The 3,524-nt window shown below is 67.5% G+C and carries 3 protein-coding genes and 1 pseudogene; all 4 read right to left on the bottom strand.

All coding sequences use genetic code 11. From position 1 onward, the window contains the following. Positions 1–119 precede the first annotated feature (119 nt). Complete coding sequence (locus ACF8ME_RS04980) at positions 120–542, bottom strand: hypothetical protein (protein WP_392415509.1); 423 nt, start codon at positions 540–542, stop codon at positions 120–122. Between the two features lie 8 nt (positions 543–550). Continuing rightward, on the bottom strand, positions 551–1,588 hold the full coding sequence (locus ACF8ME_RS04975) for a LamG domain-containing protein (RefSeq protein WP_070080530.1): 1,038 nt from the start codon (positions 1,586–1,588) through the stop codon (positions 551–553). Further along, complete coding sequence (locus ACF8ME_RS04970; protein WP_392415507.1) at positions 1,585–2,763, bottom strand: hypothetical protein; 1,179 nt, start codon at positions 2,761–2,763, stop codon at positions 1,585–1,587. Before ACF8ME_RS04970 ends, ACF8ME_RS04975 begins: the two co-directional genes overlap by 4 nt. 14 nt (positions 2,764–2,777) lie before the next feature. Next, positions 2,778–3,524 (bottom strand): annotated as a pseudogene (locus ACF8ME_RS04965) (hypothetical protein); the annotation flags it as partial.

Below are 3,524 nucleotides of genomic sequence, written 5' to 3'. Positions count from 1 at the left end.
CGCACGCAATTCGACGACCTGCTCCGATGGATCTTCGTCTCCAAACACCAGGTCCAGGGGCGACTCGCCGTCGCCGACTGGTGCCTTGAACAGCAGGAGCAGATCGGTCTCGGCCATGGCTATGTCAGCTCCGTTTCGCCGAGCTGGACCAGGGAGCCGGCATAGAGCAGCGGGCTTGCGTCGCCCTCGGGGGTCTGCCCGCCCAGGATGCGCCAGGGGCCGGCATGCTCGGCATCCGAGACCTCGCCGCCGGCGAGCAGCGCGCCATCGGCCGCATGCCAGTCCGCCCAGCGGGGGATACCCGTGGCCATCACCATCGCGCCCGCCGCGTCGCGCACATGGAGCACCAGCTTGCCATTGACGACAGTTGCGCTACCCGGCTTAGCCAGGGTGATCTCGGCCTGCAGGGGGCCGCGAGCACCCAGGAAATCCGCCGGTAGCTCGGTGTAGATCCGCACATGGGCGTTGCCTGTGCCCAGGTCCGAACGTGCGGCCGTGGCCTGCAGTTGGGCCAGCGCGGTGGCGGGCCCGATCTCCCACACACCGGCCGTCATGACAAGACTCCGGGCACCAGGCGCTGGGCGGCCACGGCGCGGAAGTTGCCGGCGGCGTCTTCGGCCAGGGCCACAAACTGCTGCTGCAGGTCCAGGCCCTCGAAGACAAAGGCCCCCGTTTCCGCGTTGCTCCAGGCCTCGCGCACGACCATCTTGTCGCGTTGACGCAGCAGCACGATGCGGGCGCGGGCAGGCAGGTTGGTAGGGCTGCCCTTGATCTTCGTGGTGCCCCAGATACGACCCTGACCACCCACCTCGATATCCCGCGCCAGGCGGCCCAACGTCAGCGGCAGCACATGCCCAGCTGACACCGCACTGCTGCGCACGGGGCGCAGGCCCTTACCGGCGGCCGCGCGCACAGGTCCACGCGGCGGCAAGGCAGACGCCGTGGGCGGCGTGAAGCTGGCGGTGGACAAGGCCACACCTCGCACAACTCGGAACTCATCCAAGCGGCCCTCAAAGTAGTCGGTGGTGTTGGGCGCCCAACCCAGAAACAAGGGGTTGCCATTGCCCACAGAGTGGGCGCCATAGCCTGCCCTGGTCGCGCGAAGCACACCGTTCTGGAAGAGATGAAGGTTGTCGCCGGCCCGGCAGGCACGCACATGGGTCCATGTGTTGCGGGCCAGCGCCACGCCCGTGCCCGTCGCCAAGTCCACGGTCGCGTTTCGGAAAAGAAACACCGGGTCGTTGGTCCCCGCGATATGCAGCGACCATGCCGCGTCGCTGCCGTTGCGCCACTGACCGCCGATGGCCTGCCAGGAGTCGTTGCGGGTGCGATAGATCCAGGCATCGACGGTGAAATCGGCCGTGCCAAACAACCAGTTGCCTTGGGCCGTGCTCAAGTAGGTATTGCCATCAAACGCCAGCGCGCCTGCGCCAAACTTGGCCTGCGCACTGCTGGTGACGATGGAGGTGTTGCCGCCCCGGGTGAACGCTTTGGGCTCTGGGCTGCTGTCGAATGCCAGCATCGTGTCGACGGCCGTGTCCCCGCACATCAGCAACTCTGTGCGTTCGTAGATCTCCTGGTCGGTCATGCCGACCTCCACGGGCCGGTGATGTCCACGAAGGCCACACCCACGCCCGTGGTGCCGCCGGGCGGGCCAACGCGCACGCAGACGAGGCTGCGGCCCGCGAACGCACCCTCGCCCTCCACAACCATGCCGGCCTGGAACTCCGAGCCGATGACCTGAGGGGTGTGAAACACACCGGGGATCTGGCCCCGCAGGCCGGACGCCCCCACCAGCAGCTCGACCGCCGACAGGCGCAGCGAGTTGTCAGCCGGATTGGGATAGGGGATGGTGTTGGCTGCGTAGGCCGTCGCGCCCGAGTAGGCTGCGGCCGTGTTGTAGGCCGAGATTTTTTTGCATTGCACAGCACCGCCAATGCCTGCGTAGCCACGCACGACGAACAGGTCGGCCGCGTTGGTGCTGCCCAAGGCATAGCCCAGGCACTCGGCCACGGCGCCGGTTGTGGTGGGCACACCGACACTGCTGGAACCGGCGAGCATGCACGCCCATGCATCGCCCGATTTGTACGATGCCAGGTCCCCAAAGCCGAAGAGGACGCCGTGCTGCTGGTTGCTGCCATGCGGCGAGATACAGATCGCAAAGGCCCGCTCATCTGCGAAGAGCATCCAGCGGCGCGCTGCAGTGCTGGCCGCATCACTCTTGGGCCAGTAGTAGTTGGCGGCCTGGGCGGCCATGGGAAACGGCCCCGTGCCCGTGGACACATCGGTCATGGACTCGTAGCCCAGCACCTTGGCCGTGGTCGTGCCGGTGTCATCCAGGCGCAGCACGCTGCCAGAGGCTTCCGGCGCTGTAGGCTTGAGCACCAGCACGTTGGCCTGGGCGCCGGGGAACAGTTCCTGCCAGCCGGCAGGCGCCGCACGGCTGGTGATGGTGCCCGTGGCCGCACCATCAGGAACTCCAGCTGCCGCAAAGGTCACGCTGTTGGTGGTCACCGACAAGATGGTCTTGTCGCCGTTGAGGGCCGACGGTGTGGCGCCGGCAATGCGGCTCACGAAACCCACGCGGTACGGGTGCGACGCCGCAAAAGTGGCCTTAGCGATGCCAGCCGTGACAACCAGGGAGACAACGGCACTGGCCCCGAAGCCGTCGACCAGGCAGGCCTTGAGCACGGTGGCCAGCGCGCCGGCAGAGCCGGACAGCACTGGGGCACCGGTCTGGGTGGAGTCAAACGTGTAGATCATGGGTTACCTCGGGATCAGATGGTCTGGGGGTTGGTGGGCGGGCGGTCGACGTCGCCGCGCGTGAGCAGCTCGAAGGCGTAGTCGGTGCCGGCCGCCTCGCTGGGCTGCACGGTGCGGATGGCTGCGAAGGGCTGCATGGCACCCACCGTGTTGATGCGCAGCACGTTGCCTGCGGCCCAGCCCTGGCCCCAGCCGATGGCGCGCACCGTGAAGTAAGGCGCGGCGCTGATGGGGTTGATGGGCGCGAAGTCGGTATTGATCGAGCCCGAGCCGATGTTGCCCACGTCCTGGCCGATGCACTCGAAGTTCGTGGTGTCCTTGAAGCGCAGCATCCAGCGCTGCGGGATGGCCCCGGCATTGGTCACCCGGATGGGCGCCACGGTGTCGTTGTAGCTGGCCAGAGCCTCGGCGCCGTCGACCGTGTCCTGCCAGCGGCCGGTCCAGGTGTTCTGGTCAAACAGGTGGCTCACGCGGGCGCGAAGCGTGCCCGACATGAGGGCGTTGCTGACGATGGAGCCCACTGGGAATTCATGGCTCAGCGACTTCGTGAGGGTGATGGCCCCGCTGATCTGCACGTCCGACGCCCGTGCCATTTCCTCGATGCGGTGGAACACGCGCACGGGCTGCACCCAGCCGGTGGTGTCCTGCACGCTGACCAGGCCGGCGTCGAGGTCCACGGTCCAGCCCTGGTGGATCAGCTTGCTGTCGGCGCCCACCAGGTACACGCGCGAGAGCCGGGTGCGACCGCAGTTGAGGGTCTG

Origin of the sequence: Delftia sp. WSY_7, from assembly GCF_043104845.1 — a bacterium.
GTDB classification, from domain to species: domain Bacteria; phylum Pseudomonadota; class Gammaproteobacteria; order Burkholderiales; family Burkholderiaceae_C; genus Comamonas; species Comamonas tsuruhatensis.
Note: the sequence above shows the minus strand (reverse complement) of the source record. Positions and strands in the feature narration are given on the sequence as shown.